We start from the raw sequence: 22,397 nt of genomic DNA, 5'->3' as shown, positions 1-22,397 counted from the left end.
GGATTAAGCCATCGTCGCAGGACAGGGTGACTAGCACTTCCTCTCTCACCCAACAGATTTTGGTGCATTCCTACGGGAAAGAGGCTCGGATCTGTGAAACACCCAATACGAACCTCTGCCTGGTGTTTAGCCAGTCTCGTCCGATGGATTTGGTCGAGCTGGAGCAGCTCTTAGAGGCCGTGGGGTGGAGTCGCAGACCGGTTCGCCGCGTGCGTAAGGCCCTCGATAACAGCTTGCTCAGGGTGGGGCTGTGGCGCCATGACCCACGCATTCCACGCTTGGTGGGTTTCGCTCGCTGCACTGGAGATGGTGTGCTTGAAGCCACGATTTGGGATGTGGCGGTCCATCCCCTCTATCAGGGGGCCGGGCTTGGTCGTCAATTGATGGATTACATCCTCGAAGCGCTGACAGAGATGGGAACGGAACGCGCCACGCTCTTCGCCGATCCGGGGGTGCTGCCTTTTTACGACCGTCTTGGCTGGGACTTAGAGCCCAATGGTCATCGTTGTGGCTTTTGGTACTCCAATTGAGTGGCTGAAAGGGACTTCCCGTAGTACTCCGCTGCCAAGCGTGCTGGGGATTCCCCGCGCCGCCAGCGCTGCCGCAACCTGGCGTTCTCAAGACCGCGGCGCAGAACCCCCCCCGCTGCCAGCGACGGCCATCGGTGGTGATCGCCAGCCCAAGGGCACGCAAGCGTGTGAGTTGGCTGAGTCTCTGCACGAGGTCGAGATCCTCCATGAGCGGCAGGGGTTGATAGCCACCACTGCGCGCATAGAGAGACCTGTGCAACAGGAGTCCCTGATCTCCATAGGGTCTTTGGCCGCAGCGGCTACGAAGTGCGATCACCCCTTCCAGCAGGCGTCGGGCCGGTGTGCTGGGGTGAATACGCAAGTCAAAAAACCATGCGAATCGTTGGGCATCGGGATGCTCAATGCGACGCAGCACGCGGCTTCCCCAGTGACTGGGTAGGCGGCTGTCGGCATGCAGAAAGAGGAGCCAGTCACTTTCGGTTTGATGGAGGGCGTGCTCGGCCCCTGCCGCCAGTTGCCTGCCCCGCCCAGCTGGATGCTCCGTGATGAAGTGACCGCCTGCGAGAGCGCTGATGCGCTGGCAGTGGTCGGTGCTGCCACCATCCACCAGCGTGATCGCGATCGAGAGAGGCCAACGTTGCAGGTCCGCGAGGAGAAGCGGAAGACGATTTGCCTCGTTGAGGCAAGGAATCACCACGCTGAGCGTGGGGGTGTCAGCGTTCATCGCTGCCATAAACCGAGATCAGCAAGACAATCAATGTCGTTTTTCAGGCTGAGCTGATGGGGGGTGATCCCCAGCCCGCGCGCGCGCGCGCAGGTGATGTCGAACACCTTGTGGCTTCCCCATGGCACGGCAGCAAAGAGTGCATCGAGCTGTGGCCGCGTTAATCCAGGGCCCAGCCCCAGCAACCAATACCCACCGTCGGCGGAGGGGCCAATCACCAACGGTTGGCTGTGCAGTGTTTGGACCGCCTGGATCAGATCGTTTTGGCAAAGATCGGCAAGATCGGTTCCGATCATGATCACAGCCTTGTTGCGCTGCCCGAAGCGCGCACGATAAATCTGGCGGAGCATGCGAGCCCCTAGCGATCCATGCCCCTGATCGACGAGGGTGCATGGCGGTAGGCAAGGCAGCGAACGTTGGGCTGATCGGAGGCTGACACCGCTCATCGCCACCTGTAGATCCACATCCCCACGCTCGGTTAGTGCTTCAGCTACGGCAAAGGTATGGGCGGTGAGGCGTTGCTGAATGATGGCCGCCCGCTCTGTTCCGATGTCGACGGCCAGGCGGCGTTTGCAGCGACCGCTGGCTGGCCAGCGCGCCATCACAACGAGTGTTGGGATGGGGGATCGACTCATCCTTGTCGTGGCAGCTCCTCTGGGATGACCTCCAGGGTTTGCTGTTCTCCATCTCGTTCCACGATTAGCGGCATGGCCTGACCCACCTGTCCTCGGTCAACGGCAAGCTGCACTTCCGAGGGGTCGTTGACGGCGGAGCCATTCACATCTCGGATGAGATCACAAGGTTTAATTCCAGCCTTGGCTGCAGGGCTGTCCTCCACCACTTCAATCACAAGCACGCCGTTGAGTTCTGGGACTTTGCACAGGTTGCTAGTGGCGTTGATCTCCTTGGCTAACTGGGGGGTCAGGCTCTGCAGTCGTACACCGATAAAGGGGTGAGAGGCCTGACCGGTGCTGATGATCTGTTGGGCAATGCGCTTGGCCAGGTTGATTGGGATGGCAAAACTCAGTCCCGCGCCTGGGGCTTGGCGAATGGCTGTGTTGATGCCGATCACTTGCCCTGCGGCATTAATGAGGGGACCACCGCTGTTCCCTGGATTCACAGCAGCGTCGGTTTGGATGTAAGGGACACGCTGACCTTCCCCTACGGCGTTGGTCCGATCCACAGCACTGATGATCCCCGCTGTGACCGTGTTGTTGAGCCCGAGGGGATTACCGATCGCGATCGCCCATTCACCAGGTTTGAGGTCGTTCGAGTTGCCAAGAGGGGCGACGGGCAGCTTTTCAGCCACAACCCGCACAACGGCCACATCCGTTAAGGGGTCGCCGCCAAGAACGCGTCCATTGAAGCTGCGACCGTCAGGCAAGGTGACCGCCACTTTGTCAGCGCCCTCTACCACGTGCGCATTCGTGAAGATCAGACCGTCAGAGCGTGTGATGAATCCTGAACCTTGACCGGCCTGTTTTTGGGTGGTTGGGCCGGCTCCAAACAGGCTGCCCAAGGGATTCGAGACGCGTTTCACCGTGTCGATGCGTACGACCGATGGGCCCACTCTTTCGACGGCTTGGACAATGACGTTACGGCCTGGTTGTAGAGGGGCCGAACGAGGCCCGTCACTGACTTCGGGCACGGTTGCGGGTGCCTTCGCTTCAGGCTCTAAGCCAAGGCGTTGACGCCAGGACGAACTACACCCTCCCATGGCCAAGCTGACCAATCCGATCCCGATCCAGGGCAGGGATCGTGCCAGGGTGCGGGAGACGGCAGCTGCCATGAACAGAAACGTGTTGAAACTGGTCTCATTAAAGACGGGCCACTCGGCATGAGGCGCGTAGATTCAGCATTCGCAGAAGGTGGGATGTGGTTCTGACGGGCAGTGAGCTGTGGAACAAGGTGCAGCACGCCCTTCAGAGCAATCTCAGTAAGCCCACCTTTGAAACGTGGATTCGTCCTGCGCGCTGTAGTTCCTTTCAGGATCGAACGCTCACCCTGCAGGCTCCCAATAGTTTCGCCAGCAATTGGCTGCGCAAGAACTACGCCAGCACGATCGCTGAAGTGGCGCAGGAGATCACTGGTCATCCGATCGAGGTGATCGTGCTCGCTCGAGACGATGACGACGCGGGCTCTGGGGGCACTCCTGTGTCGGAAGCGTCGGCGTCCAGCCAGCCGCCGGCCTCAACGGCTGCAGCAGTGGCTGCGCCGCCGAGCAGTCGCCCTCCTCGACGGCTCCCCGGCTTGAACATGCGCTATGTGTTCAATCGATTTGTGGTGGGACCGAACAGCCGGATGGCCCATGCCGCTGCTTTGGCCGTCGCTGAGGCCCCAGGCCGTGAATTCAATCCGCTGTTCATCTGTGGTGGTGTGGGCCTAGGGAAGACCCATCTCATGCAGGCAATCGGGCACTACCGCCTGGAGATTGATCCGGAAGCACGGGTGTTTTATGTGTCGACCGAAACGTTCACCAATGATTTGATCACTGCGATTCGTAAGGACGGCATGCAGGCTTTCCGAGACCGTTATCGGGCTGCGGATCTCATCTTGGTGGATGACATTCAATTCATTGAGGGGAAGGAATACACCCAAGAAGAGTTCTTTCACACCTTCAATGCTTTGCATGATGCAGGGAGACAGATTGTGATTGCCAGCGATAGGCCACCAAGCCAGATCCCCCGGCTGCAGGAGAGATTGATCTCTCGGTTCTCGATGGGATTAATCGCTGATATCCAGGCCCCTGACCTGGAAACGCGAATGGCGATTCTTCAGAAAAAAGCAGAGCAAGAGCGCGTCGCTCTCCCTAGAGATTTAATCCAATACATTTCTGGACGCTTCACCTCCAACATTCGCGAGCTTGAGGGAGCGCTCACTCGGGCTGTTGCGTTTTCCTCGATCACAGGCATCCCGATGACCGTGGAATCGGTGGCGCCGATGCTCGATCCCAGCGGGCAGGGCGTTGATGTCACACCGCAGCAAGTGATCGAAAAGGTGTCGGAGGTGTTCGACGTCACGGCGGATGACATGCGCAGCAGCAGCCGGCGTCGGGCGGTGAGTCAGGCGCGTCAGGTGGGGATGTTCCTGATGCGGCAAGGGACAGATTTGAGCTTGCCGAGAATTGGCGACACCTTCGGAGGCAAGGATCACACCACCGTGATTTATGCCATTGAACAAGTAGAAAAAAAGCTGGCGACCGACCCTCAACTCGCTAGTCAGGTTCAACGGGTGAAGGATTTATTGCAAATTGACTCTCGCCGCAGGCGTTAGGGATCACCACCCTTCCAGCCCGCTAAATGGGAGGCAGCCGATGAGCGAGCAAGCCGGCGTGCTGCAGGCAGGGCGGGATCCAAATGTTGAGAGCTAAAGGGAGGCATGGGCCGTGTTCGCAACCAAAGTCCCCAACGGAATTCGTGATAAGGAATCAAGGGCTGAGGCTTGATCACTCCCTCCTGCTTGAGTTTCCAAACCAGGCTGCGGTAAGGATCATCCTGGAGGCCAAGCAAGCTGACGGGCAGGTCGTGCGCCGGCCAAGGGCCATTGCCTCGTCCGTCGTGAAGATAAAGCCACCCCTTTTGGTGCAGGGCCTGAAGTGCTTCCTCCCTGGTTTTATGGGGCAGCTCGTCGATCACGTAGCCAAACGTCTTGATGCTGGGAACCATTTCGAGCAAGGCTCGGAGGCGGTGATGACGATCCACCATCCAGAGATGTCCAAGCTGATTGCGTACCAGAGGGACTGGCTTGCGATTGAGATAGCGACGACGCTCCTCGGAACTTTCCTCACGGAAATCGCGTTGCCGATTCCATACCTCAGCCATCCCCACACACATCTGTGTGGGTTGAAGGTCAGCAACGGCCACCTCAAAGAGTTTGAACCCTTTGGTGTGGTCAGGTATCGGGGCGTATTCAGGAAGATGCAGAGGGCAGATCTCAACGCTGCATGCATCCCACTATGCCGAGGTTGAGTTCTGAATTGAGTCGCTCATCACCTATGAGCTGACTGGGCTTCGATTGTTGTGGTGTTCCTGCGCCGAAGCCTGCGGGCAAGATGTGAGAAAACAGTGCGCTCCATGGAACCAATCTTTGATCTTGTGGTTCTCGGTGCTGGGTCTGGAGGTCTGGCGGCTGCCAAACGGGCGGCCCGTTATGGAGCCAAGGTGGCGATTGTGGAGGGAGATCGCGTTGGCGGCACCTGTGTCATTCGTGGCTGTGTGCCGAAAAAGCTTTTGGTGTACGGCTCTCTTCTCTCCGAACAACTCGATGGGGCATCCAGTTATGGCGTGAGTGTGGAGGGGGCAACGTTTGATACGTCTGAGCTTCTGCGCAATGTCCGTCACGAAGTGGATCGCCTGAATGCGCTTCACATCGAGTTTTTGGCCAAAGCGGGGGTGGAGCTGATCAAAGGCTGGGGGCGATTTCTCGATCCCCATCGCATTGGCGTTTCGAGGCTGTGCGAAGGCGAGATCGATCAGGTGCTGCAGGCCAAGCGCGTGATGATTTCCGTGGGTGGGCGCCCTATTCGGCCGGAGGTTCCAGGGGCGGAGCTCGCTTGGATGAGCGATGACATGTTTCTGCAGGAGCGTTTCCCGGACAAGGTTGTGGTGGTTGGCGCCGGATTTATTGCTTGTGAATTTGCGGGCATCCTGCGAGGCCTCGGCGTTGGGGTGACCCAGCTGGTGCGGGGTGAACAGCTTTTACGAGGTTTCGACAGCGAGCTTTCAGGCGTTGTGCAGGAGGGCATGCAGGAGAAGGGCATCGATCTGCGCTTTGGAGAAGGCCTTGCTGCGATTGAGGGCCGACCGAACGATTTGACCGTTGTCACCAAGAGTGGGGATCGGCTGCCCTGTGGCGGGGTTCTGTTGGCGACTGGGCGTCAACCATTCCTTTCAGGCCTAGGGCTCGAGGCTGCTGGCGTGGTGGTGGTGGGCCGTCGTATCCCGGTTAATGCAGATCAAGCCACCAATCTCTCCCACATTTTTGCGGTGGGAGATGTGACGGATCGCATTTGCTTGACCCCCGTTGCTGTGGATGAGGGTCGTGCCTTTGCAGACAGTGTGTTTGGAAGCACGGCTCGACAGGTGAATTACGACTTGGTGGCGAGTGCTGTCTTTAGCCAGCCGGAGCTGGCCACGGTGGGCCTATCGGAAGAGGAGGCGATCGCCAAGCTCGGTGCGGATCGGATTGTGGTTCATCGCGCCCGTTTTCGCCCCATGGCTCAAGCTTTGCCAAAACACGGCCCCCGTTGTTTGTTGAAGCTGGTCTTGGAGGCGAGCAGCGGGAAGGTGCTCGGATGTCACATGGTTGGAGAGCATGCAGCTGAAATCATCCAGATGGCTGCGATCGCCGTCGGGATGGGCGCGACCAAGGCTGATTTCGACCGCACGATGGCCTTGCACCCGACGGTTTCAGAGGAGTTTGTGACGATGGCCTGATCCCTCAATCCCTTGGGTTGGGTCAGCTCATGCGCTCGCTGAGAGTGTCAGCTAAGCGCAGGGCTAAGGCGATGGTCGTCAGACCCGGCCCAACACTTGGACAGCTTGGGAACACGCTCGTGTCGGCGATGTAGAGATTGTCGAGTTCATGGCATTTCCCTGTGGCATCGACCACAGAGGCCGCTGGATCGCTGCCCATGCAACAGGTGCCGCATGCGTAGCCCACCACGCTTAAGGGTGCTTCGCCCCGGGGGTGGGTTGGGGCTGGATTGACGACGCGCGTGAGTGGGTCGGCTTCGATGGCTTTGAGAGTGTCAATCCAGCGATAGACCAGTCGGTCATGCGCTTCGCGGTTGTTGTGGATGTAGTTGATGCGGATCTGATCGTTATTGAGCCATACCTTGTTGTGGGTGTCGGGCAAGACCTCTGACATGGCCCACCAAGCCACCGAGCGGGACGCCAGTCGCTCCAGTCCAAAGTCGGGAATCATCTTGGTGACAAGGGACAACACCGGTGGTGACTCTGCAAACAGGGCGTCTTGCAGGACGCCTCCCGCGGCTTGAATATGGCCGAGGGGGAAGGAGACGTTTTTGTCACCCCAGTAGTAGTCATTGATTCCGAGCGACCGCGCATAGCGTCCGTCGTTGCGTTCGGTCGCGAGCTGCAGGATGGAGGTGAGTTGCAGATTCATCAAGTTGCGACCAACTTGATCGGACCCGTTGCTGAGGCCGCGGGGATGATGGCTGGACTGCGATCGCAGCAGGATGGCCGGAGTGTTAATGGCACCTGCGGCAAGCACGATGAGATCCGCTTTGAACAGCCATGTTTCTCCAGCTACATCCGCTTCCACTCCCTTGACCGAGCTGCCGCTCGGATTCACGTGCAAACGCTTGACCCTGGCTTGCGTTCGGATCTCTAGGTGAGAAGGATCGGCATTGTCGAGGCCATAAAGCTGGGAATCTCCACTCGGATCTTCCTGGCTCTTGGACCAGCTCAGCGGTAGGTCATAGGGCTGACATCCCTGGCGTTTGAGCGCTTCTCGCATGGGCTCAAGAAAGGGAACCAGGGGTTTTGGCTCATGGTCAAAAGGGGAAGAGCGGCTTGGTTCGGTTGGGTCAACGCCAGAGCGACCGTGGACCCGGTACAGCTTTTCAGCGGCTGAGTAATAAGGGGAGAGCCGGTCGTAATCGATTGGCCAGGACGGTGAAATCCCCTCTTGCAACGGGACTTCCCCAAAATCCTGTTCGCGCATGCGTTCCAGCACGGCGCCCCAGATTTTGGTGTTGCCGCCGAGGGAATAGGTGGTTTGTGGTGCGAATGGATCACCGTCGGGGCCAAACCAGCGTTCACTCTTGGGGTGGTAACGATCTTTCCGGAACAGATCCACATCGGCCACGTTTTGATCTTCGAGTGCCATGGCCTCGCCCCGCTCGAGCATGAGCACGGAATGCCCCTGCCTGCTTAGGGTGCCGGCAAGCGTTCCACCACCGGCACCACTGCCGATAATGATGACGTCGTAATGGCGGTCGTCGATGATCATGATGGGGAAAATTAAGGCAGATCTAAAAACTCAGACGGATTAGGTGGTGCGTTGCCAGACGTAAATTAGGAGGAAAAGAATGATCCAAATAACATCCACAAAATGCCAAAACAAGCTCACTGACGTGACACCCATATCGCCTTTCTCGTAATTGTTTGGCCTAAAGGACCGAAGCAGCATGATTCCCATTAATAGAATGCCTGTAATCACATGCAGGCCATGGAATCCCGTTAGTAGAAAAAATGTACCACCAAAAACACCACTGCTAAGTCCGAACTGAAGTTCGGACCATTCCACATATTGACCATAAACGAAGTAGGTTCCCATCGCCATCGTGAGAAGCCATAGAGCTCGAAAGCCCCAAAGGTTTTTCTGGTGTAAATATCGTTCGGCAAAATAGGCTACAAAGCTTGAGCTAACCAGCACAATTGTGTTGATCAAAGGCATGCGTGTTTCCAGCCCTTCAACGCCTTCGGGAAGCCACTCTGGTGCGGTGATTTTGAGCAGTGCAAACCCAGTGAAAAAGGCTAGGAAAATAATGCTTTCTGAACACAGGAAAATGATAAAACCTGTGAGGTTGTGCCCATCATGTTTGATGTGGCCGGGTTGATGATTAAGGGGTAATTCGGGATTGGTTGTGGTCATGGCTTTAGGCCTCCATGGAGCGACGGATATAGAAGTCTTGGTCTTCGACTAAGGGTTTGCCTAAGCCATAGCCGTAGGGCTCACTAATCACAGTCGGAATGTCGTCTTCGAAGTTTTCGGCCGGAGGCGGGGATGGCAGCAGCCATTCCAGACCAATCGCTCGCCAGGGGTTGGGAGGAGCCTTGGGTCCGCGAGCCCAGGAACTCACCATGTTCAGGATGAAGGGGATTGAGGCGACGCCAAGCATGAAGGCGCCGATGCTTGCAATCACGTTCCAGATGGCGAATTCGGGGTCGTAGGAGGCCACACGACGGGGCATGCCTAGCAAGCCGGCCCAGTGAAGTGGAAGCCAGTTGAGCGTGGCTCCGATGAAGGTGAGAACGAAATGGACTTTCCCAAGGCCTTCGTAATACATCTTTCCTGTGAATTTTGGGAACCAGTGGTAAATACCGGCGAAAACACCAAAAACAATGGTGTTGAAGATGACATAGTGGAAGTGGGCAACAACGAAGTATGTGTTGCCTACATGAATATCAATGGGCACGGTGGCTAGCATCACCCCAGTAATTCCCGCGAAAATGAAATTAATGAGACCGCCGATGCAGAACAGCATTGGTGTGCTCAAGCGTAAATTTCCTGCCCAGAGTGTTCCCAGCCAGGCAAATACTTTCACTCCAGTTGGGATGGCAATAAGCATCGTGGTGAACATGAAGATGTGACGCATCCAGTTCGGTGTGCCTGTGTAAAACATGTGGTGAGCCCACACAATCAGGCTGAGAAAGGTGATTCCGAAAGAGGCAATTGCTACAAAGCGATAGCCAAATAAAGGTTTGCGTGCATAAACCGGAAAGAGCTCAGAGAAAATTCCAAACACTGGCAACACCAGCACGTAAACGGCGGGGTGGGAATAGAACCAGAAAAAGTGCTGAAACAACACTGGATCACCGCCACCTTCTGGCCTGAAAAAGCTTGTACCGAAGCTGAGGTCAAACAGCAGCATCACGGCACCGCCTGTGAGAGCCGGCAGTCCTATCAACTGGATGGTCTGGGCGGCCCATGCCGTCCAAACAAAAATCGGCATTCGGAAGAAGCCCATCCCTGGGGCTCTCATCCGGATGATGGTTGTCACGAAATTGATGGCGCCCATGATCGAGGAGATGCCGGACAGGGCCACCGCAAGAATCCAGAGAAACTCTCCATTGATGAAATGGCCGAGTGGATTTTGCAAACTCATCGGTGGGTACGACCACCATCCCGATGAAGCGGGTCCGCCTGGGGCGAAAAAGCTTCCCATCAAGACGATGGAGAACACTGGCACCAGCCAGAAAGCAGCGGCATTCAGCTTCGGAAATGCCATGTCTGGTGCCCCGATCATCGTGGGGATCAACAGATTGTTGAAACCGTTGAGAATGGGAAACAGAAACAGGAACAACATCACTGTTCCGTGCATGGTGTAGAGGCCGTTGTAGACGGTTGGGTCAACAAGATCTGCTGGAGGAGTGATTAGTTCGCCTCGCACGATCATGGCCAATAGGCCACCCACTAAAAGGAAGAAAAGGGCCGTGGCGATGTATTGAATTCCAATCACCTTTGCGTCGGTGTTGAAACTGAAGAAGCGCTTCCAGTTGTCCGGGGCTCCAGGAACTGGATGCGGTGCCTTGAGAATGCGGAGGTCGTAGGTGTTCGTCGTCATGGCATGTCTCAGGCGTCGTGTGGAATGGAGGGATCACCGGGGTCGTTCACCATCGGTGCTGGAGCGGGCGGCACCGTGGCCCAGCCCTTGTCACCACGGGCGATGCGGCGGTCATAGAGGGCGCGACTTGGATCAAGACCCTGTTGGAGCGGTTGTTGTGCCGTTGTCTTTAACCATTCGGCAAAATCCTGTTGGGTTTCAACAATCACGTCCGTTTGGTTCTGGGAGAAATAGGCACCGCTGAACATGGCGTCTCGGAGTCGGAATCGCCCTTCTTTTGTTGGAGTAAGGCTGTAAGAAATAATGCTTCCAGGAATGATGTCTTGTTTGAGCCGGAAGGCCGGGACGAAGAAACTGTGGAGCACGTCTTCCGAAATCATTCGGAAATTCACACGCTGATCAATCGGGAGATGCAGCTCAGAGCTGCGAACTCCGTCGGGGTAAACGAATTCCCAACTCCACTGACGGGCAATGACATCGATCGGTCCCACCTCAGCAATCGGATCTGCCTCCATCAGCAGGGTTGGATCGGTTCCGATGGCGTATTTGTGCTTCGGCCCGAGGGTTTGAAGCTTCATATTGACGTTCATCGAATAAGTGGCGATCAGGAAGACCGTCACCAGGGGAATGATCGTCCAGGTGATTTCTAATTTGGTGTTGCCTTCGATCGGTGCCCCATCACTTTCGTCGTACTTTCCAGCCCGGTTGAATAACAACACCCAGCCCATAAAGCCGGTGCATCCAAAAAAGATGAATGAGCCGATCCCCGTCTCCAGTGCGAACAGATTGTCGACGTAAGGTGCGGCACTGGATGCTTGGGGTGGGAACCAACTCAGAGACCAGGTCGCCATCAATTTCGAGATAACCAGATTGATAGCGACGGCGACAGTGATGATCACAATGGCGCCAATATTTGGTCCCTTCTTGGGAGTTGCGCTCGTCATGGCAAGACCTCATTGAGATCGGCCCCGGCAGCAAGGAGCTGATCGGCCGTGATGTGAACACCAAATTCACTGGCAAGCCAGGCTCCAAGGCTTCCATGGACGCCCATGACGAGGAGCACGACAGCACCGCATCCCAGATAGAGCCAGCTCACCTGACGACCAAAGTCTTTTCGCCACAAAAATCGTTGAAACCCTCGCCAGATGGTCATCACCACAATGATCAGAAGCAGGGCGACCCCTCCGATCGCATGCCACAGCATGGTGTCGATCGCGTTTTGGCCAATGATGCTGCGAACTCCTTGCAGTGGAACGGCAAGCAGCATTTCGTAAAAGCCAGCCGCAACGGTGAAAAAGGTGATCACGCTGCAAGCGAGAAGGTTGTACCAGCCAACATCGTGAAACCCACTTCGTGTTGCTGGTAGTGCTAAGAAACGAAAAACTCGTTTCTCAAGTGGGTAAAAGGCTCCGGCAAAATCAAAGGCGATTCCGATAGCAAACAAGCCAATGGTGAAGTGCACCAAATTGGGATGAATCGGGATCGCGTAGGGGAGATCATTCGCCCCAAGTTTTTCGGCGATTTCATTCACCGGCGAGAGAATGGTGCTGATGACCGTCATGACAGAGCTCCACTACGGACGGCTTCGACCACCGGGACCGTATGGAGGCCATAAATCCAAACGAGTTTGTCGCCTAGGTAAACCTGGCAAAACACCAGGACTGCTAAGACTGAATCAATGATCAGAAATCCTCGTGGCAGCACTGTGGGGTCTTTTTGTCTTGCGACATATCGCCACCCCGTCAGGAGGCTGAGAATCGCAGCAAGCGACCAGCCAAGGGTGCTGTGGTAATTCAAAATGTCTCTTGAAGCTCCATAAGGAGTGGCTAGGCCGGCTTCGATCTGTCCAAAGATGATGGCGACGAAGATGGCCACGGTCGCTACCAGCAAGTTCCAGAAGCTCACCTCAAACAGGTTGCGACGCCCTGTGAACACTCCAAGCAGGTCGAAGACCACCGTGATCAGCGCCATCGCAATCACGAAGTGCACCACGATTGGATGAATGACATCCAGCCAGGGGAGATTCTTGTCGTTAAGCGTGGGGAGCAGCCCAATCATCGAAATGCTGACTGACGCCTTTCAAGCATGTACATCTTTTGCTCCGCAGTCATCCCTCCATAACGGAATACAAGAAGAAGTCTTTGTTCAGCTTGAAACACCTTTGTGTTTGAGCTGCCTCCAGTAACGAGCGGCCTGCACCACAATCAGAATCACAACGGCTGGTAGCACAACACAAAGCATGATCAGCCGAAATTCGTCCGACCAAGACGAAAGCCCTGTGCGAGGGAGAACGTTATCGGTGATGTAAAGAACGTATAAGGCAACGAGTATTCCACCTTCAACCCTGGAAATTCTCCCTTTTGTCCAGAAGATTGGCAGGCACGCCAGGCTGGTCAGAATCATCACAGGCATGTCGTCATGGATTAAATCCGGAGAGACATTGAGACCCTTTGCTCCTGCGGCCAAGGCACCTCCAGCCAGCACCAGAAGAAGATTCAGCAGACAGCTGCCAACCACATTGCCAATGGCGAGATCGGTTCTCCCGCGCAATGCAGCGACCAAAGAGGTAATTAATTCAGGCATCGAGGTGCCAGCCGAAACAATGGTGAGTCCGATCACGGCCTCACTCACACCGAGGCTTAAGGCAACGGCGCTGGCTCCTTTCACCAGCAGATGGGCGCCGAAGCCAAGAACAACAATGCCGACCAACAGGCGAACCATGGCTTTGATCAAACCCTGTTGGGCGGTTTCCAAGTCAACCTCTGGTTCGGCAGGCTCCATTTCCTCTGGTTCCTCCCGTGCTGTGCGGATTTCCCAGACGGTGTTAATTACCAGACCCAGCAAGAGTGCAACGCCTGATTGCCAGGTCACACGTCCAGCCGATGCCATCCCCCAAGCCGCCGCCGAAACGGCAAGGAGGAGAGGGACATCCCTTCTCACCAAGCGGCTTTCCACTTTCAGCGGCAGAACGAGGGCGCTGCAGCCGAGCACGACCAACACATTGAAAATGTTGCTCCCCACCACGTTGCTGACGGCCAGCGCATCAGCTCCTTGCACCACGGAACTGATGCTGACAAAAAATTCTGGTGCGCTCGTCCCAAGCGAAACCACCGTCAGGCCAATGACCAGCTGAGGGACGCCGAGGATGACGGCAAGAATGACCGCACCTTGGACGAATAACTCGCCCCCGCCGAACAGAAGTCCGATTCCCACCAAGAGCTCGAGGGTAGAGATCAGAAAGTCAGGCATCGACTCCGTGCTTCTTCAGATTCAGAACTATCTTCCTTGTTCGCCTTGACGGCTGCAAAGGGGAAGAGGTTTAGTATTATTCAACTTCAAAGACGGGACTCTGGTGCTCCTTAATTACATCAGCACTCGCAACATCCGTGGCGATGCCTTTGGTGGGCTGACGGCTGCTGTGGTGGCACTTCCAATGGCGCTGGCTTTCGGCGTGGCTTCTGGAGCTGGTGCGGCTGCAGGTCTTTGGGGTGCAGTGATTATTGGCCTAGTGGCGGCCCTGTTTGGTGGGACATCCACGCTGATCTCTGAGCCCACTGGTCCGATGACGGTGGTGTTCACAGCGGTGATCCTCAATTTCACCAGCCAAATCCCCGACCGATCGACAGCGCTGGCGCTGGCTTTCATGGTGGTGATGCTCGCAGGCCTCTTCCAGATCCTGTTCGGACTTTGTCGATTAGGCCGATACATCACGATGATGCCTTACACCGTGATTTCAGGCTTTATGTCTGGAATTGGGGTGATCCTTGTCATCCTTCAGTTGGCCCCATTTTTGGGTCAGACCAGTCCAACGGGCGGTGTGATTGGCACTTTATCCAGTCTGCCTCAGTTGATTTCCGGTGCACAACCGCTGGAGTTTTTACTTGCGCTCTTCACGCTGCTGATTCTTTGGTTTACCCCTGAAAGTTGGAAGCGTTTTTGTCCTCCCCAGCTTCTCGCCCTCGTTGTTGGAACAGCGTTATCTCTCAGCATCTTTTCGGATGCTGGTTTAAGCCGAATTCCTGAGTTTTCCGCTGAGTTTCCTCGTTTTCAGCCACCTACATTCTCTGGAATTACTCCAGATTTGCTGCGGCTGATGGTGGTGAATGGGGCCGTGTTGGGAATGCTTGGTTGTATTGATGCCCTCCTCACTTCTGTTGTGGCAGACAGCCTTACTCGCACAGAACACGACTCCAATAAGGAACTCATCGGCCAGGGTCTGGGTAATTTAGCGTCTGGTTTATTTGGTGGCCTCCCTGGCGCTGGCGCCACAATGGGAACGGTTGTCAACATTCAGGCTGGCGGACGTTCTGCCCTGTCGGGAATTGTGAGAGCGATCATTTTGATGCTCGTCATTTTGGTGGCAGCACCTTGGGCTTCGCTGATTCCCTTGGCTGTGCTGGCCGGGATTGCCCTGAAGGTTGGTTTTGACATTATCGATTGGAGTTTTTTGATGCGCGCTCATCATCTTTCGATGAAAGCAGCATGCATTACCTATGGAGTGATTGGTCTCACCGTTCTCGTCGATTTGATTTGGGCCGTGTTCATTGGAGTTTTTGTTGCCAATGTCCTAACGATTGAACGGATGACGGCCCTTCAGTCCAAGGGAGTGAAAACCATTAGTACCACCGATGATGATGTGACGCTTCCGCTTGATGAACAAGCGCTGCTCGATCGTGCATCTGGACGACTTTTGCTCTTTCAGCTAACCGGGCCGATGATTTTTGGTGTCGCTAAAACCATCAATCGTGAGCACAACGCGATTGAGGCTTGTGAGGCTGTGTTGTTTGATCTCAGTGAAGTGTCTCACCTCGGTGTAACGGCCTCCCTGGCCCTTGAAAATGCGATCAAAGAAGCCATTGAAGTAGGCCGTTTGGTATATGTCGTTGTCCACCCTGGGGCGACACGCAAGCGCTTGGAGAAACTCAAGCTTCTTGACCTTCTCCCCGAAGATCACGTCAGCGCCAGTCGTTATGAGGTGTTGTTGCGTGCCGTCAATCAATTGCCTCAGCTTCAGGAGCTTCCTTCCTAGATGACCTGCTCAGATCGTCTGGTCTTGCGTCGTCCGGATGACTGGCATGTCCATCTCCGCGATGGGCCCATGTTGGAAGCGGTGCTGTTTGCCACGGCCAGAGTGTTCGCGAGGGCCGTTGTCATGCCCAATCTGCGCCCACCGATCACGACTGTGGAAGCTGCGCAGCAGTATCGCCAGAGGATTGAGAACGCGCTGACAGACGGCCTGGCTTTTACACCGTTGATGACTGCGTATCTGACGGATGACCTTGATCCCGAAGAGCTGGAACGAGGTTTTGCTGAGGGGGTGTTTGCTGCTGCAAAGCTTTACCCCGCCAATGCCACCACCAATTCAGCGGCTGGGGTGAGCGATCTGGCTTTGATTGCGCCCCTGCTGGAAAGGATGGAGGCGATCGACATGCCCTTGCTCATTCATGGAGAGGTCACCGATCCAGATGTGGATGTGTTTGACCGGGAGGCGGTTTTTATTGAACGACATCTCATCCCCTTGCGTCAGCGTCACCCTGGATTGCGGATTGTTTTAGAGCACATCACCACAGAGCAGGCCGTGGATTACGTCGCTAGCGGCGACCAGCGTTTGGCTGCCACGATTACGCCTCATCACCTCCATCTCAATCGCAATGCGATGTTCGTGGGTGGCTTGAAAAGTGATTTTTACTGTCTTCCTGTCGTCAAAAGAGAATGTCATCGTCGTGCCTTGGTTAAGGCGGCAACGAGTGGCCTTCCATGCTTTTTCCTTGGCACGGATTCCGCACCCCATCCCCGAGCGGGGAAGGAGTCAGCCTGTGGTTGTGCCGGAATCTTCAACGCCATGCATGCCATGGAGAGCTATGCCGCTGTGTTTGACCAGGAGGGTGCACTGGATCGCTTAGAGGCCTTTGCGAGTGAATTTGGCCCGCGCTTTTACGGATTGCCCCTCAACACCGACACCATTGCATTGGTGCGTCAGCCGCAGACCGTGCCGAACCAGCTCACTCTCCCTCAAGGTGTTTTAGGAGAACTTAACTCTGGAGAAGCCCCTGTGTTCTTTCATGCTGGCGAGTCTCTGGCTTGGTCTGTTGACCTGGCTGGTGGGGATTAAGGGATCAGGATCACGTTCGCGTCCCCAAAAGCTGCTTGATCCACGATTGACTCCCTCGATGGTGGCCTCACTGGTTGCCATTGCGGACATTGGAATGTTGGCTCCAATACATGCGTGTCTGAACGGATGGGGGCGGGGGGACTTGAACCCCCACAGGATTTTCATCCCAAACGATTTTAAGTCGCGTGCGTCTACCGATTCCGCCACGCCCCCGCTTGCCTTGCAGGCCCGCCTCGACATCTTAGATTGACTCCAACCAGGTCGTCTTCTGTGTCCATCGAGAATCTCCTGTCTTCGGTCTCCTTAGACACGCTGCTTGTGATCGGTGGCTATCTGGCCTTGGGTGGCATGTACCTAGTAGTGATGCCACTGGCACTCTTTTTTTGGATGAATCGGCGCTGGCACGTGATGGGCAAGATTGAGCGCCTGTTCGTCTTCGGGCTGGTTTTCTTTTTCTTTCCGGGAATGATTCTGTTCGCACCATTCCTCAATTTCCGCCTCAGCGGTCAAGGGGAGGTTTAAGTCTTTGACGCGTGCTGGTGTTCTCAAGCTGGGTCTGGGGCTCTTACTCGCGGGAGGTGCTGGATTCTGGCTGTTTAAGGCTGCAGGGTTTGAGGGGTTTTCAGCAGGAATCGCTGCTGAGGCCGTCTTGGTGGTGATTGTTGTGGGCTGGACAGGCTCTTACCTCTTCAGGGTTGTGACTGGTCAGATGACGTATATGCAGCAGCGACGCCGCTACCGAAAGGAGTACGACCAACTCACAACAGATCAGCTGCAGGCACGATTTGATGCCTTGAGTCCGGATGAGCAGCAAGCCCTGCTGGCCTCTCTCAATTTGGATGAGTCTGAATCGGAACAGACCTCAGAACCGTAGGCTCCGTTAATCAGACCCTCTGCTTTTTGTGACGGATCAACTTTCGAGGATTGAAGCGGTTTTCTCCCGAACGGCTCAGGAACAACGCATGGCATTGATGCCATTCTTGATGGCAGGAGATCCAGACTTGAGCACAACGGCTGAAGTGCTTTTGAGCCTTCAGGCCAATGGTGCTGACATTGTTGAGCTTGGCATCCCCTATACGGATCCATTGGCTGATGGGCCTGTAATTCAGGCTGCTGCCTATCGGGCTTTAGAGCAAAAAACCACGCCAGCGAAAGTGATCGAGATGCTGGCTGGCTTGAAAGGTCAGCTCAGCATGCCTGTGATTCTGTTTACTTACACCAACCCGCTCCTCAATCGGGGGCCAGAGCGTTTTTTTGCGGAAGCTGCTGCTGCTGGCGTTGCAGGATTAGTGGTACCCGATCTTCCCTTAGAGGAAGCCGAGAGATTGTCGCCTTTGGCGGCAAGGTTTGGATTGGATTTGGTGTTATTGGTCGCACCAACAACACCACAAAATCGTATGCAGAGGATTGCTGAATCCAGCCGTGGATTCACCTACTTGGTGAGTGTGACCGGTGTGACCGGAGAGCGCGTCAAGCTCCAAGAACGTGTGGCCTCTTTGGTGAGCGATTTAAAGGCCTGCAACAGTGGTCCGGTGGCTGTCGGGTTTGGGATTTCGGGTCCTGAACAAGTTTTGCAAGTGAAACAATGGGGAGCTGATGGTGCGATTGTTGGCAGTGCTCTTGTTAAACGAATCGCCGCTGCAGCGCCCGGGAAAGTTGCATTAGAGGCTGGAGAGTTTTGCAGGCAACTCAGGGATGCTGCTGGCTGATGATTTTGCTAGCTGATGAAATTCTTTATTGCAACTGAATCGAATTGCAAGTCACTTGGCGCAATCGCAAACAACGATTCCATAAAAATTCAATGTAAATTCAATTTAAATTCGTTAAATCCAAGTGATTTGTGCGCCTCGAAGATGCCATCCTATTGTCAACAATAACTATTAGGTGGATGGACTAATGGCACGCTTCGTTCTTTGGGGAACCTATTGCGAGGGCGCACTTCAAAAGCGTGAGCCTTTTCGAGACGAGCATCTTGCTGGACTGCGAGCGCTTAAAGAGCAGGGAACCTTAATCACGCTGGGTCCAACAGAGGGCAGCACGCACGTGTTTGCGATTTTTGAATCAGACAGCAAGAACAGCGTTTGTGCCCTGCTTGAACAAGACGTGTATTGGCGCGAAGGAATTTGGACTCAGCTAGATGTTTATCCCTGGATCCAGGCATTTTGAGCTTGTTGCCAAACCCATTCGGCCACAATCACATCCCCACCCTCACCAAGGGCATCGGCGTAACCACTCATTTGTCCGATTCCTTCTCGGGCGACTTGCGCGATGGCCTCACTGCTATCAATTCCACGCTTGGTTAAAGCTTTGATCTTGAGTGTGCGCCCGCGACGAATAATGTTTTCGCCATTGGGGTGGCAGCTAGCACAATTATTTTGAAATAACGAGGCTCCCGACTCCACGGCAAGTGCAGTCGATGGCCACAAGAGCAGCACGGCCAGCAGGATGGATGAGAGGAGTCGAATCATGCTCATAAATAGCCATACAGCCATACTTTGCTGCCTTGTTTGCTGCCGTGCTGATGGCTGTCTCGATTGTTGGCAGGATTAGAAGAATCACGGACGTTCCAGTTGGCCGAAAAGGATCTTCAGCGATTCCTGCAGAAGGTGAATCATCTGAATGGCTTGGTTGAGTCCCTGCATGAGCATCCTGAGCGCCGTCAGCAGCTCGCCGCTTGTGATGATCACAACTCAGTCGTTGAGCTTGCCCGTTCCTGGGGTTTTGAGATCGCTCGGCGATGGGGCGATGGAGAGGAGGCGGCCATGGATCGGCCCGCGAACAACTTGTTGCTTAGCCAGGAGTTACAGCCTGGAGAGGAGCAAGAGCGGATGCTTTGCCAAGGTCCTGGTTGGCGATTGATGCGGATCGAGTCTTGTGCGGCTTCTAGCCTCAAAGACTTCTGGTACGACCAGGCCGAAAACGAGTGGCTGACCCTGATGCGTGGCAGTGCCAGGCTGCAATTCAAGGATCCAGATGAATCTCTTGATCTCAGCGTGGGTGATCAGCTCTTGATTCCAGCCCATCGTCGTCACCGCCTGGAGCGGACAGATCCGAGTCCTGGGACTCTATGGCTCGCTCTGTATTGGCCTGTGGGTTCCAATCCTCCAGTCTTGCCGCTGGATAGAGAGGGCTTGAGCGTTTGACCAGCCAGTAGGAGCCGGCCAGGGCAATCGAAGCGATCCCCAGCCCAATGAGGAGTTGTGGTTTGTTTTCAGATCCTGCTGGTAAAACAATGACTTTTCTGGCAACAGCCGTGAGAGCTGTTACCAGAACGAGTTCAATTTGAATGACATGTTTCCTCAGGTAGCTCGTGACGTTCTGAAGGACTTCCAGGGCAATCAGGACGGTGAGCAGATCTCCAAGAATTTTGATGAGCCCATCACCCAACCAATAGGAATTTCGATCGGTGTAAATCAGCGCAAGACTGACCCGAATGGTGAGTTGGATCAGGGCCGCCACAATCACCACGGATGTGATAACCGTGAGCAGCTTGGCTACTTGTTGCTCTGCGGAGTCGACGAGCAGCAGGAAGGATCGACGCTTACGACGGGCCTGAGGCACGGCTGGTTAGTTGGTGAATGGGTTGTAGTAAGGCTTGGCAGGGGTGGTCCCTGCTGGGTTTTCGATCTTGGTGTTGCAGGTGATCGATCCATCGTCTCCTGTCACGCAATCGGTGGGCACCACGGTGCTGCCTTGCCCTGAGCGGCTGTTGGGTCCAAGCAGCCATGTCTCTGATTGAGCCTGCGCGATTTGGGGAGCCACAACAAAGAGACCAGCACCAGCCATGAGTCCGACGCTGAAGACGAGGGAAGCGGATAAACGCAAGGCAGGAAGGCATCTGGTACCACTTTGCCTGCGATCTCGTTCAGTTGCCGCGATCGTCGCGGATTTCGCGCAGAAGAAGGTCGAGTTGGCCAAATGGATCCGTGTCCGTCGTTAAGTCTCCTGCGGAAGCGCTGGCATGGGCCGGGGCATTGTTGATCCAATCGGCTTCGATGCTGCAGAGCTTTGCCGCGAGACGGGGAAGTCCTCCGAGGCGGTGCTCTCGCTCAAGCACTTCCATCAGAGCGGGCATGCGCGTTGAGGTTGCCCGGAGGCTCCGGCGAAGGTCGGCTTGGGTTCGACGCTGCTGTTTCAGCCAATCCTTCAGAACGATGGCCAGTTCTTCTTCGACCTCGGCAGACCAGGAATTCATGAGCGACCGAGGGGGAACCATCGATCCAGTCTGCGTTGTGCCCGTAGACGGATGGCGGGGGTGATGTGTTTGCTGCAGAGACCGATCACGGCAGTCAAGGCAACGAGGTCATCGCTAAATCCCGCGATAGGTAGGAAGTCGGGGATGAGATCGGTTGGTATGAGCAGGTAGGTCAGCGCTGCCAGCATGGTGAGCCTGGCTTGAGCCGGCGTGGACGCATCCAGAACCAGCTCCAGCGCTTCAAGGGCTGGGGCCGCAATCGTTCTTCCTGCGCGCCTGAGTAGACGTTGAAAAACTCCCTCATCAATGACGGAGCTGTCAATCACATCTGCTTCAAAGATGGGTTCCGTGAAGGAGGAGGCATCAGTCATGAACGATTCAGCGTTGGTTGGGCATGAAAAGTCCACTATCCCTGAATTCGCTGGATTTTCAGTGGGCGGGTTCCACCAAGCCATGTTGAACGCTGGTTTTACGCAGTTTGCGTAAAGCTCTTTGCACCACCTGGCGGCAATACTCCCTGCTGCAGTTCATCTGTCGGGCAACTTCGGCAAGGGTGCGCCACTCGTGGCTTCCATCAAGCCCAAACCGCAGCATGACGATGGTTCTCTCCTTGGGAGTCAGGTTCGAATTGTCGAGCAGCTTCCAAGCGGAGTCCGTCCGCTCGGCGATTTCGGCCCGCTCCATGGGTGGGATTTCGTCACTTGGTAAGACATCCACCAATTCAGATGGATCCGATTTCGACTTCACCACACCCTGAAGGCTCACGGTGACGCTGCGAAGTTCACAGCCCAGTAAGTCTTCAACTTCGCTGATCGGTAATTTCATGCTCTCGGCCAATTGCTCCGCCGATGGGGCAAGACCATTGCTCTGCATCAAACGCGCTTTGGCAGCGCGTAATTTCGTTAGTTTCTCATTGACATTCACAGGGATGCGAATGGTTCTGCTTTGGGTCGACAGGGCGCGGTTCAAACCTTGACGAATCCACCAGTAGGCGTAAGTAGAAAAACGATGCCCTCGGGTGGGGTCGTATTTTTCCACCGCTCTGGTGAGCCCGAGTGTGCCCTCTTGGATGAGGTCAAGAAGGTCCAGTCCCTTGCCTTGATAACGCTTCGCAAGATTGACAACCAACCTTAAATTGGCCGTAATCATTTGATTTTTCGCCTTTTCTCCTCGCTTGATCGTGCGCTTCTCCTCGTCGCTGTAAACGCATGCATCACCTTCGCCACCTGCCATTGTGCAGCGCTCAGTCAGAGCTGCCATGGCTTGAACCTTGCGGCCCAGGGTTAATTCCTGCTCAGGCGTCAACAGTTGATGCCGACCGATTTCGCCGAGAAAAGCACTCAGAGAACTCACCATCCGTGACTCCTGGTTTTCTTGAACTTAGGGCGGAAGTCTTTCTAATTAGATTGCGTAATAAAGACTGCGGAATTCATGTTTACACCCTAATTAATGTTTTTTTCGTTATTCATTATTGCTCCATGATTTCTTTTTGTTGCGCGTCAGCCAGAAGGGCCTGACCCTGG

25 protein-coding genes, 1 tRNA gene and 2 pseudogenes are annotated in these 22,397 nt (G+C 55.2%); 10 read left to right on the top strand and 18 right to left on the bottom strand.

The window, feature by feature from the left end; all coding sequences use genetic code 11:
* Positions 1 to 26 precede the first annotated feature (26 nt).
* Complete coding sequence (locus tag SynROS8604_RS10445; protein WP_006853329.1) at positions 27 to 530, top strand: GNAT family N-acetyltransferase; 504 nt, start codon at positions 27 to 29, stop codon at positions 528 to 530.
* Positions 531 to 678: 148 nt separating this feature from the next.
* On the opposite strand, the pseudogene SynROS8604_RS10440 reads toward SynROS8604_RS10445, so the two are convergent.
* The 3 genes and pseudogenes from SynROS8604_RS10440 to SynROS8604_RS10430 form a co-directional block, all read right to left on the bottom strand.
* Positions 679 to 1,254, bottom strand: a pseudogene (locus SynROS8604_RS10440) (glycosyltransferase family 2 protein); the annotation flags it as partial.
* On the bottom strand, positions 1,251 to 1,889 hold the full coding sequence (locus SynROS8604_RS10435; RefSeq protein ID WP_186543942.1) for a TIGR04282 family arsenosugar biosynthesis glycosyltransferase: 639 nt from the start codon (positions 1,887 to 1,889) through the stop codon (positions 1,251 to 1,253). The gene SynROS8604_RS10435 and the pseudogene SynROS8604_RS10440, both read right to left, overlap by 4 nt.
* Entirely contained in the window at positions 1,886 to 3,043 is a 1,158-nt protein-coding gene (locus SynROS8604_RS10430; protein ID WP_186543941.1) for a trypsin-like peptidase domain-containing protein, read from the bottom strand. The genes SynROS8604_RS10435 and SynROS8604_RS10430 overlap by 4 nt, the downstream gene beginning before the upstream one ends.
* An 86-nt stretch (positions 3,044 to 3,129) precedes the next feature.
* Here SynROS8604_RS10430 and dnaA point away from each other — a divergent pair, with 86 nt between their 5' ends.
* Positions 3,130 to 4,527, top strand: coding sequence for a chromosomal replication initiator protein DnaA (gene dnaA, locus SynROS8604_RS10425; protein WP_186543940.1), 1,398 nt, complete (start codon positions 3,130 to 3,132; stop codon positions 4,525 to 4,527).
* Here dnaA and SynROS8604_RS10420 read toward each other — a convergent pair.
* The gene (locus SynROS8604_RS10420; protein WP_253909784.1) at positions 4,524 to 5,117 is read right to left on the bottom strand and encodes a ParB-like protein; all 594 of its coding nucleotides are present in this window, start codon (positions 5,115 to 5,117) and stop codon (positions 4,524 to 4,526) included. The genes dnaA and SynROS8604_RS10420 overlap by 4 nt on opposite strands.
* A gap of 210 nt (positions 5,118 to 5,327) precedes the next feature.
* Here SynROS8604_RS10420 and gorA point away from each other — a divergent pair, with 210 nt between their 5' ends.
* Positions 5,328 to 6,689, top strand: coding sequence for a glutathione-disulfide reductase (gene gorA, locus SynROS8604_RS10415; RefSeq protein ID WP_186543939.1), 1,362 nt, complete (start codon positions 5,328 to 5,330; stop codon positions 6,687 to 6,689).
* Positions 6,690 to 6,711: 22 nt separating this feature from the next.
* Here gorA and SynROS8604_RS10410 read toward each other — a convergent pair whose 3' ends face one another.
* From SynROS8604_RS10410 to SynROS8604_RS10380, 7 genes are all read right to left on the bottom strand, one after another.
* Positions 6,712 to 8,229 carry a GMC oxidoreductase gene (locus SynROS8604_RS10410; RefSeq protein WP_186543938.1) on the bottom strand — a complete coding sequence of 506 codons (1,518 nt, stop codon included), beginning with the start codon at positions 8,227 to 8,229 and terminating at the stop codon, positions 6,712 to 6,714.
* Positions 8,230 to 8,268: 39 nt separating this feature from the next.
* The gene (locus SynROS8604_RS10405; RefSeq protein ID WP_186543937.1) at positions 8,269 to 8,874 is read right to left on the bottom strand and encodes a heme-copper oxidase subunit III; all 606 of its coding nucleotides are present in this window, start codon (positions 8,872 to 8,874) and stop codon (positions 8,269 to 8,271) included.
* 4 nt (positions 8,875 to 8,878) lie between these two features.
* Positions 8,879 to 10,567: a cbb3-type cytochrome c oxidase subunit I gene (locus SynROS8604_RS10400; RefSeq protein ID WP_006853320.1), complete on the bottom strand. Its 1,689-nt coding sequence runs from the start codon at positions 10,565 to 10,567 to the stop codon at positions 8,879 to 8,881.
* Positions 10,568 to 10,575: 8 nt separating this feature from the next.
* Complete coding sequence (locus SynROS8604_RS10395) at positions 10,576 to 11,511, bottom strand: cytochrome c oxidase subunit II (protein WP_186543936.1); 936 nt, start codon at positions 11,509 to 11,511, stop codon at positions 10,576 to 10,578.
* Positions 11,508 to 12,128 (bottom strand): DUF2231 domain-containing protein, encoded by a 621-nt coding sequence (locus SynROS8604_RS10390; protein ID WP_186543935.1) that lies wholly within the window; start codon positions 12,126 to 12,128, stop codon positions 11,508 to 11,510. Before SynROS8604_RS10390 ends, SynROS8604_RS10395 begins: the two co-directional genes overlap by 4 nt.
* Positions 12,125 to 12,625, bottom strand: a complete 501-nt coding sequence (locus SynROS8604_RS10385; protein ID WP_186543934.1) for a DUF2231 domain-containing protein — start codon at positions 12,623 to 12,625, stop codon at positions 12,125 to 12,127. Before SynROS8604_RS10385 ends, SynROS8604_RS10390 begins: the two co-directional genes overlap by 4 nt.
* 87 nt (positions 12,626 to 12,712) lie before the next feature.
* Positions 12,713 to 13,816, bottom strand: a complete 1,104-nt coding sequence (locus tag SynROS8604_RS10380) for a calcium/sodium antiporter (RefSeq protein ID WP_186543933.1) — start codon at positions 13,814 to 13,816, stop codon at positions 12,713 to 12,715.
* Positions 13,817 to 13,919: 103 nt separating this feature from the next.
* Here SynROS8604_RS10380 and SynROS8604_RS10375 point away from each other — a divergent pair, with 103 nt between their 5' ends.
* Complete coding sequence (locus tag SynROS8604_RS10375; RefSeq protein ID WP_186543932.1) at positions 13,920 to 15,596, top strand: SulP family inorganic anion transporter; 1,677 nt, start codon at positions 13,920 to 13,922, stop codon at positions 15,594 to 15,596.
* A complete protein-coding gene (gene pyrC, locus SynROS8604_RS10370) occupies positions 15,597 to 16,679 on the top strand; it encodes a dihydroorotase (RefSeq protein WP_186543931.1) in 1,083 nt (360 codons plus the stop codon). It abuts the gene before it with no gap.
* Between the two features lie 127 nt (positions 16,680 to 16,806).
* On the opposite strand, the gene SynROS8604_RS10365 is transcribed toward pyrC, so the two are convergent.
* Positions 16,807 to 16,892: transfer RNA gene (locus tag SynROS8604_RS10365), tRNA-Leu, on the bottom strand.
* A 57-nt stretch (positions 16,893 to 16,949) separates the two neighbouring features.
* Between SynROS8604_RS10365 and SynROS8604_RS10360 the strand changes: the two genes are divergently transcribed.
* The 4 genes from SynROS8604_RS10360 (at position 16,950) to SynROS8604_RS10345 (ending at position 18,845) form a co-directional block, all read left to right on the top strand.
* Positions 16,950 to 17,201, top strand: coding sequence for an NAD(P)H-quinone oxidoreductase subunit L (locus tag SynROS8604_RS10360; RefSeq protein WP_186543930.1), 252 nt, complete (start codon positions 16,950 to 16,952; stop codon positions 17,199 to 17,201).
* A gap of 4 nt (positions 17,202 to 17,205) precedes the next feature.
* The gene (locus SynROS8604_RS10355) at positions 17,206 to 17,553 is read left to right on the top strand and encodes a DUF3007 family protein (protein WP_006853312.1); all 348 of its coding nucleotides are present in this window, start codon (positions 17,206 to 17,208) and stop codon (positions 17,551 to 17,553) included.
* A 28-nt stretch (positions 17,554 to 17,581) separates the two neighbouring features.
* Positions 17,582 to 18,388, top strand: coding sequence for a tryptophan synthase subunit alpha (trpA, locus tag SynROS8604_RS10350; RefSeq protein ID WP_186543929.1), 807 nt, complete (start codon positions 17,582 to 17,584; stop codon positions 18,386 to 18,388).
* 187 nt (positions 18,389 to 18,575) lie between these two features.
* Positions 18,576 to 18,845: a YciI family protein gene (locus SynROS8604_RS10345; RefSeq protein WP_186543928.1), complete on the top strand. Its 270-nt coding sequence runs from the start codon at positions 18,576 to 18,578 to the stop codon at positions 18,843 to 18,845.
* On the opposite strand, the gene SynROS8604_RS10340 is transcribed toward SynROS8604_RS10345, so the two are convergent.
* On the bottom strand, positions 18,821 to 19,147 hold the full coding sequence (locus SynROS8604_RS10340; protein WP_115071637.1) for a c-type cytochrome: 327 nt from the start codon (positions 19,145 to 19,147) through the stop codon (positions 18,821 to 18,823). The genes SynROS8604_RS10345 and SynROS8604_RS10340 overlap by 25 nt on opposite strands.
* Before the next feature lie 138 nt (positions 19,148 to 19,285).
* Between SynROS8604_RS10340 and SynROS8604_RS10335 the strand changes: the two are divergent.
* Positions 19,286 to 19,705: pseudogene (locus tag SynROS8604_RS10335) on the top strand (Nif11 domain/cupin domain-containing protein); the annotation flags it as partial.
* Here the strand turns inward: SynROS8604_RS10335 and SynROS8604_RS10330 are convergent.
* The 5 genes from SynROS8604_RS10330 to SynROS8604_RS10310 are packed head-to-tail and all read right to left on the bottom strand — an operon-like array spanning position 19,668 to position 22,230.
* Positions 19,668 to 20,240 carry a phosphate-starvation-inducible PsiE family protein gene (locus tag SynROS8604_RS10330; protein ID WP_255445007.1) on the bottom strand — a complete coding sequence of 191 codons (573 nt, stop codon included), beginning with the start codon at positions 20,238 to 20,240 and terminating at the stop codon, positions 19,668 to 19,670. The pseudogene SynROS8604_RS10335 and the gene SynROS8604_RS10330 sit on opposite strands and share 38 nt — an antisense overlap.
* A 6-nt stretch (positions 20,241 to 20,246) precedes the next feature.
* Positions 20,247 to 20,504, bottom strand: coding sequence for a hypothetical protein (locus tag SynROS8604_RS10325; protein ID WP_006853306.1), 258 nt, complete (start codon positions 20,502 to 20,504; stop codon positions 20,247 to 20,249).
* A gap of 40 nt (positions 20,505 to 20,544) precedes the next feature.
* The gene (locus SynROS8604_RS10320; protein WP_186543927.1) at positions 20,545 to 20,874 is read right to left on the bottom strand and encodes a hypothetical protein; all 330 of its coding nucleotides are present in this window, start codon (positions 20,872 to 20,874) and stop codon (positions 20,545 to 20,547) included.
* The gene (locus SynROS8604_RS10315) at positions 20,871 to 21,245 is read right to left on the bottom strand and encodes a YkvA family protein (protein WP_186543926.1); all 375 of its coding nucleotides are present in this window, start codon (positions 21,243 to 21,245) and stop codon (positions 20,871 to 20,873) included. The genes SynROS8604_RS10320 and SynROS8604_RS10315 overlap by 4 nt, the downstream gene beginning before the upstream one ends.
* A gap of 58 nt (positions 21,246 to 21,303) precedes the next feature.
* On the bottom strand, positions 21,304 to 22,230 hold the full coding sequence (locus SynROS8604_RS10310; protein WP_186543925.1) for an RNA polymerase sigma factor RpoD/SigA: 927 nt from the start codon (positions 22,228 to 22,230) through the stop codon (positions 21,304 to 21,306).
* Positions 22,231 to 22,397: the final 167 nt, after the last annotated feature.

The sequence above is a fragment of the Synechococcus sp. ROS8604 genome, assembly GCF_014279655.1.
Lineage (GTDB): Bacteria > Cyanobacteriota > Cyanobacteriia > PCC-6307 > Cyanobiaceae > Synechococcus_C.
The sequence above is the reverse complement of the archived record's forward strand: the minus strand, read 5'-3'. Positions and strand labels throughout refer to the sequence as shown.